The following is a 5,174-nucleotide window of genomic DNA, read 5'->3' as shown; positions in this document are numbered from 1 at the left end:
CCATAATTCCTACCTAAACCTTCTTTTAATTACATCAACTATAAAAAAAACAATTTATAATTATAATATCCTGCTAAATCAGATAGATACCCATTGTAACCACCTAGTTACAATGGGTAACGCAAACGTTACACTGGAAAAATACTCTATCTTTTTCTTGCTAATTATGTGACCTAGAAGCGAAATACATAGACAAAAAGTATGAATTAAGTGTCATTTATATCCTCACATTCCACTTTAATGAGAAATTTATCCAGTTTGTAAACGTTTTCATTAATATGTTACACAATGTACATTCAGTGTTGAATAACCGATAAAGCAACATAAAGGGAGGAGTACAGGGGTGTAGACAAAAAAATCCCAGCGACTCTCTGCAGAATCACTGGGATAGTTATCTATTTTGTGGGCTTACGCGTATTGCAGTGCCAATTGATTCCAAGATTTACGCTGCTCTAACCAACGTAACTTCATCTCTTGATACTGTTTCTTACGTTGTTGCAGATCATACTTTTCAGCAATCTTATTCTTTTTCATCTCAATCAACTGTTTCTTCATTTCATAATAGTCGTTCATATTTTGCAAAAAGAGCGCGTACTCATTATTCAAATTATTAATCATCGCTTGGCAATCAGGTAGTAACTCTAAGCTACTGTTCGCTCGGATAAGCTGCATTTTCGCTCTGGCTTTTTCAATTCGCTCTTCTGGACAGCGCTTAAGATTAGACGCTAGGCCTAACCAAGCACTTGCGCGTATAACCCATTTCGTCGGATCGTACTGCCACCAAAGAATGCCATTTCGGTAGTCATTTTCAAAGATATGGTGGTAATTATGGTAGCCTTCACCGAAAGTCAAAAAGGCAAGGAAACCATTATCACGGGCAGTGTTTTTGTCGGTATATGGCTGTGAACCCCATATGTGTGCCAATGAGTTAATAAAGAAGGTGGTATGGTGGTTTAACACTAAACGCAGCGCACCCACCACCAGCAACATACCCACTACATCGCCATACAGCAGGCCAAGCGCAACCGGAATTCCAAGGTTGGTGGCGAGTGCCAACACGAGATAGTACTTGTGCTGCCACATCACTATCTTATCTTTTTTCAAATCGCGGCAATTGGTGTAATCCGAGTAACGCTCAACATCATATTCGCGCAGCATCCAACCAATGTGAGAGTACCAGAACCCTTTTTTCGCTGAGTAGGGATCTTTGTGGTTATTATCAACATGCTTGTGGTGATTTCGGTGATCGGAAGACCAATGCAGGGCACTATTTTGTAGGGCAAACGCACCACCAATGGCGCAGAGTACCCGTATGACAGCATGCGCTTCAAACGCTTTATGTGACCAGAGTCGGTGATACCCTGTAGTAATGGTCAGGTTACAAAAACAGAATGTAATCAGCAGCCAGATCCAGTGCTCACTGCCAAATCCATACAGATAGCCATAGAGCGGTACTGCGACTAAAGCTAATAATAAACTTGAGCTAAAGATGAAAATATTGAGCCAAATGAATGGTGGCTTCTTTGATTCTGTCATGTCAGTTCCTAAGTCAGCGTACACGTGTACGCTAGATTACTAACTGCACATAATATGTCAAGCGTGTCAGCTCACATTCGAACGGATCAACGGGTCATTTATTCGTAATGCTCAGCGTATTATAGTGACCGAACCGCTCGCGATGCCTGATCATAGATCCCTGATAAGGTTCGCATTGTTGCCGCTACATCCCCCAGATCACTTTCAATGTTCAATTTTGAGACGACATCAACCAAGCACTGTTCGCGCACCTCTTTATACTGTAAGCAAAAGTGTTTGCCTGCGTCATTAAGTTGATAATAGGTATCCTTTCCTTGTCTTTCTCCTACCACAAGCCCTTTTTTTACCAACTTTCTCACCGAATATGACACGTTGTGAATGTCTTCAATGTTGAGCATAAAAGCGACATCGGCAATGCGCTTTGGGCGATCCCTATGATGCAAGTTATGCAGCGCTAAAATATCTAACGGACTAAGATCTTGCAACTCTACTGCCATCGAACAGGATTGCATCCAACGTTGAAAGGCATTGTTCACCATGGTTAATGCGTATTCGAATTCACTCAGTGTTATCGACTCCTCACTCATTAAGTGCGATGAAGAGACAATAGGTAAACGTTCAGTCATGCTATTTCCTTATTAATTGGTTGTCATCGTCGTTGGTAACCATGTAACGATGCCAGGGAATGCGACCACTAAAAATACCGCTAACAACAGCAAGCAGAAGAATGGCAGTGCTGCTTTGGCAATAAACAGCATGTCTTTTCCGGTAATGCTCTGTATTACGAACAAGTTAAAACCTACTGGGGGCGTTATTTGCGACATCTCTACCACCAGCACAATATAGATACCAAACCATAGTGGATCTATACCCGCCTGAATCACCATAGGTAATACCACCGATGTCGTTAGCACTACGACAGAGATACCATCGAGGAAACAACCCAAGATAACAAACAGTATGGTTAAGAAAAACAGCAGCATATAGGGAGAGAGTTGCAGCACTGCTATCTGTTCAGCTAACATTCTTGGTAAGCCAATAAACCCCATCGCGACGGTGAGGAATGCTGCACCAGCAAGAATAAAGATGATCATGCATGAGGTTTTTACCGCTCCCATCAAACTCTTGCTAAAGCTTTCAACGTTTAATGTTCGACTGGTGATCGCTAAAATCAAAGCGCCCACGACCCCAAAAGCAGCCGCTTCAGTCGGCGTGGTTAAACCGCCATAGATTGAGCCTAAGACAAACATAACTAATAGACCGATAGGGATCAGCTTAGTGAGCCCAGCCATTTTTTCAGCCCAGCTATAGTGAACATCGTTATGCGGTACTTTGTTTTTATTTCGCATCGCCCAATAGACGGTGTAACCCATGAACATTAACACCAACATGATACCGGGAATGGCACCAGCGATGAACAGACGTCCTATCGACACCTCTGCTGCTACGCCATACACAATCAAGATGATTGAGGGGGGAATCAGCAAACCTAGCGTGCCCGACCCCGCAAGTGTCGCAATGGTCATTTGGTCATCGTAGCCCTGCTTTTTTAGCTCGGGCAGGGTCATTTTCCCGATAGTGGCGGCGGTAGCTGCAGAGGATCCGGAGACCGCAGCAAACATACCGCAACTTAAAATATTGACATGAAGCAGACGCCCTGGAACCCGATTAAGCCATGGCGATAACCCTTCAAACAGATCTTTAGAGAGTCGGGTTCTAAACAAGATCTCCCCCATCCAAATGAACAGTGGCAGCGCCGCTAACGACCAGTCAGAGACTGCGCCCCATGTGGCTGTCGCATAGATAAGTCCGAAGTTGTCATTACCCAGTAGTGTTAAACCGGCAATCGCCACCATGACTAAGCTAAGGGCGACCCAAAGGCCACTGGCTAAAAATGCAAACAGCACCACAATTAAAATGCCGCCAATCAGTAACTCATCCATGTTCGCTGTCCTTGTTATTTGAAGCTGCTAGTAATTCCTCTTCTGATAATGCAATACGCTGTCCATATAGCAGACTGCAGTAGGCCGCATCAATCACCGCAATAGCCATCACTATGGAGCCAATTGCCACTGGCATCTGCACTATCCACATCGGTACGGCGATATAACCGGATGAGAGTTCCTCAAAGTCCCAACTCTCCCACACCATATAGCTCAACTCATAGGCCAGATAACTGACTAACAACGCTGCAAAGGTGAGAATAAAACGCTCAAAAAACAGTGACCGTTTTTCTGACAGTCTAGAGGTGAATAGACTCACTCGAATATGCCCGCCATGATGAAAGGTATATGCCAAGGCTAAAAAGCAGGAGGCGGCCAATAAAAATCCAGCAAAATCATCACTGGATGGGATCACAATTCCCATCCAGCGACCAATTACACGCATCAGAATTAACAGACAGATGATCACAATACAGACTCCAGAGCTAACGCCTGACATCATGTACAAACGGTTTAGAAACTGACGCATGGTGACTCCTACTACTTTTGGTATTCAGCTAAAATGGCAGCGCCCTCTGCGCCTGACTCTTTTGACCACTCTGCTGACATAGTGGCACCTACCGCTTTCAATTCGTTCATCAACTCACTGCTTGGTTGTTGCACGATCATGCCTTTATCTGCCAGCATGGCTGTTTTACTCTTGGTCTCTTTTTCCGCCATTGCCCAACCGCGTGCTTCAGCATCAGCCGCCGCTTGCAGTAGCGCACTCTGTACTTTGTCGTCTAAACGTTTAAATTCACGCTTATTGACTATCACCATATTTTTTGGGATCCACGCTTGTACATCGGTGTAGTTCTTCACGTAATCCCAAGATTGGCTGCTCACCCCTGTGGTTGGAGAGGTGATCATCATATCGATAATACCGGTAGAGAATGCTTGCGGAATTTCAACGGTTTGAACCGTGGTTGGTGCCGCTTCTAATAGCACGGCTAAACGAGAAAGGGTTGAACTATACGCTCTCATTTTGGCCCCTTTCAAATCATCAATTTTATTCACTGCTTCTTTGCTATATATGCCCTGTGGTGGCCATGGCACGGTATAAAGCAACATCATGCCATCTTTGTCCAGCTTCTTTTCAATCGATGATTTAGTGACTTGATACAATTTTTTAGCTTGGTCAAAATCAGTCGCTAAAAACGGCAAGTTATCCAACTTAAACACTGGGTCTTCGTTACCTAAAATCCCCATAAACACTTCACCAATTTGTACTTGGCGTGAACGTACTGCACGTGGGATCTCTTTATGCTTGATCAATGAACCTCCAGAATGAACTTGAATATCAAGCTCTCCGTCTGTGGCTTTTTTAACATCGGCAGCAAACTGTTTGATGTTTTGGGTATGGTGCGTGGCGTCAACATACGGGGTCGCCATATCCCAACGCGTTGACGCGAAAGTGGCACTAGTGACGCACATCGCTAACACTGCAACAGCTGTTTTAAAAAGTGGTTTCATTTGGCAGTTCCTTCTCAAATAATTGGCCCATTTCTGGTCACCATTGTTAGCCCTCCCATACTCCACAGACACTATTCATCAATATTGGGTTGGCGCTTAAAATCTTTGAACAGAAATCGTTCTATTTTAAACCTAACGCTTATTTAACAAATTAGCAATAAATTAAAAACAATTTGCACACAC

Annotated in this window: 5 protein-coding genes; all 5 read right to left on the bottom strand. The window is 43.8% G+C overall.

Features of this window, described 5'->3' with window-relative positions:
• Positions 1-408 precede the first annotated feature (408 nt).
• The 5 genes from L4C32_RS20190 to L4C32_RS20170 all read right to left on the bottom strand — a co-directional run bounded on the left by L4C32_RS20190 (position 409) and on the right by L4C32_RS20170 (position 4,991).
• On the bottom strand, positions 409-1,536 hold the full coding sequence (locus L4C32_RS20190) for an acyl-CoA desaturase (protein WP_428198686.1): 1,128 nt from the start codon (positions 1,534-1,536) through the stop codon (positions 409-411).
• Positions 1,537-1,655: 119 nt separating this feature from the next.
• Positions 1,656-2,162 carry a winged helix DNA-binding protein gene (locus L4C32_RS20185; protein WP_428198685.1) on the bottom strand — a complete coding sequence of 169 codons (507 nt, stop codon included), beginning with the start codon at positions 2,160-2,162 and terminating at the stop codon, positions 1,656-1,658.
• 12 nt (positions 2,163-2,174) lie between these two features.
• The gene (locus tag L4C32_RS20180; RefSeq protein ID WP_428198684.1) at positions 2,175-3,479 is read right to left on the bottom strand and encodes a TRAP transporter large permease; all 1,305 of its coding nucleotides are present in this window, start codon (positions 3,477-3,479) and stop codon (positions 2,175-2,177) included.
• Positions 3,472-4,008: a TRAP transporter small permease gene (locus tag L4C32_RS20175; protein WP_428198683.1), complete on the bottom strand. Its 537-nt coding sequence runs from the start codon at positions 4,006-4,008 to the stop codon at positions 3,472-3,474. The genes L4C32_RS20180 and L4C32_RS20175 overlap by 8 nt, the downstream gene beginning before the upstream one ends.
• Positions 4,009-4,019: 11 nt before the next feature.
• Complete coding sequence (locus tag L4C32_RS20170; protein WP_428198682.1) at positions 4,020-4,991, bottom strand: TRAP transporter substrate-binding protein; 972 nt, start codon at positions 4,989-4,991, stop codon at positions 4,020-4,022.
• Positions 4,992-5,174: the final 183 nt, after the last annotated feature.

Origin of the sequence: Aliivibrio kagoshimensis (assembly GCF_050337105.1) — a bacterium.
GTDB classification, from domain to species: domain Bacteria; phylum Pseudomonadota; class Gammaproteobacteria; order Enterobacterales; family Vibrionaceae; genus Aliivibrio_A; species Aliivibrio_A kagoshimensis.
This window is presented reverse-complemented; position numbering and strand designations above follow the sequence as displayed.